Consider the following 1,556-nt stretch of genomic DNA (forward strand, 5'->3'; position numbering starts at 1 on the left):
CCGCCGCCTGGGCCTCGGGCACTTCGATGGTGGCGTCCACGCTGCTGCCATGCCGCACTTCCAGCAGGCGGGCGCTGTGGGTATCGAGTTCGCGGCGCAACCAGCCTTCCAGCGCATAGGGCAGCACGCAGCGCACGGTGCGGTGGCGGATCAGCGCCACCTTGTCGGCCTGCAACAAGGCCTGGGCCACGCTGTCGGTATAGGCGCGCACCAAGCCACCTGCGCCCAGTTGTATGCCGCCGTAGTAGCGCACCACGGTGGCCAGCACGCCTTCCAGGTCCTGGTGGCGCAGCACCTCCAGCATGGGGCGCCCGGCGGTGCCACCGGGCTCGCCGTCGTCGTTGGCGGCCGAATGCCCGCCCGCCATCAGCGCCCAGCACACGTGGGTGGCGCCGGGGTGCGCCGCGCGCAGCGCCGCCACCTGGGCCAGCGCGGCTTCGCGGTCGACCACGGTTTGCACGCAAGCAATGAAGCGGCTTTTCTTGATGAGCTGCTCGCTGTGGACGGGACTTCGCAAGGTGAAGGGCATGGTGACCGAGCATAGGCCAAGCTACGTGAGCCCTTTGTTGCCAGCGTGGATCTGCCAGCGCGTGTTTGGCGCCGCAGCGGGCATCGCGCATAATTGACGTTTACGTAAACGTAAAGCCAGGAGGCGCCATGAACCTACCCACATTTGAACCCCGCGACCCCGACTATGCCCAGCGCGTGCGCAGCAGTTTCGAGCGCCAGGCCGCCATGCGCACCCTGGGCGCCAGCCTGACCGAGGTGTTGCCGGGCCGGGTGGCGATCGAGCTGCCCTGGGCCGAAGCCCTGACCCAGCAGCACGGCTTTCTGCACGCCGGCATGGTGGCCACGGCGCTGGATTCGGCCTGCGGCTACGCCGGGTTCAGTCTCATGAACACCGATGCGGCGGTGCTCACCATCGAGTTCAAGATCAACCTGCTGGCCCCGGCCCAGGGTGAGCGCTTTCGCATGGTGGGCACCGTCATCAAGCCCGGGCGCACCGTGACGGTGTGCGAAGGCCATGCCTACGCCATCGACGGTGGGCGCGAAAAGCTCATCGCCACCATGGGCTGCACATTGATGGCGGTCACGGGTCGTGACAACATCCAGGGCTGAGCCCACACCCCTTTTTCAGTTCAGGAGACACACACATGAACAACCTGCCCGGCCTCAACTTCCAACTCGGTGACGACATCGACGCGCTGCGCGACGCGGTGCGCGACTTTGCGCAGGCGGAGATCGCGCCCCGCGCGGCCGAGATCGACAAGAACGACCAGTTCCCCATGGACGCCTGGCGCAAGATGGGCGATCTGGGCGTGCTCGGCATCACCGTGTCCGAGCAATACGGCGGCGCGGGCATGGGCTATCTGGCCCACATGGTGGCCATGGAGGAAATCAGCCGCGCCAGCGCATCGGTGGGCTTGAGCTACGGCGCGCACAGCAACCTGTGCGTGAACCAGATCAACCGCAACGGCACCGATGCCCAAAAAGCCAAATACCTGCCCAAGCTGATCAGCGGCGAACACGTGGGCGCGCTGGCCATGAGCGAACCC

Annotated in this window: 3 protein-coding genes; 2 read left to right on the forward strand and 1 reads right to left on the reverse strand. The window is 66.7% G+C overall.

Annotated elements, in window-relative coordinates; all coding sequences use genetic code 11:
- Positions 1-529 (reverse strand): YigZ family protein (locus ABYB95_RS23280; protein WP_372662671.1); only part of this gene is annotated, 529 nt, incomplete at its 3' end.
- Between the two features lie 128 nt (positions 530-657).
- On the opposite strand from ABYB95_RS23280, the gene ABYB95_RS23285 reads away from it, so the two are divergent.
- Together ABYB95_RS23285 and ABYB95_RS23290 are read left to right on the forward strand one after the other, a co-directional pair.
- Positions 658-1,119, forward strand: a complete 462-nt coding sequence (locus tag ABYB95_RS23285) for a PaaI family thioesterase (protein ID WP_372662674.1) — start codon at positions 658-660, stop codon at positions 1,117-1,119.
- Between the two features lie 35 nt (positions 1,120-1,154).
- Positions 1,155-1,556, forward strand: a 402-nt coding sequence (locus ABYB95_RS23290) for an acyl-CoA dehydrogenase family protein (RefSeq protein ID WP_372662677.1), incomplete at its 3' end; no start/stop codon positions are given.

Source organism: Hydrogenophaga sp. (genome assembly GCF_041633695.1).
Classification (GTDB): domain Bacteria; phylum Pseudomonadota; class Gammaproteobacteria; order Burkholderiales; family Burkholderiaceae_C; genus Hydrogenophaga.

Excerpts from the sequence above, each read along its gene's own strand:
- ABYB95_RS23285 (WP_372662674.1), top strand. The coding sequence starts at position 658 with ATGAACCTACCCACATTTGAACCCCGCGACCCCGACTATGCCCAGCGC.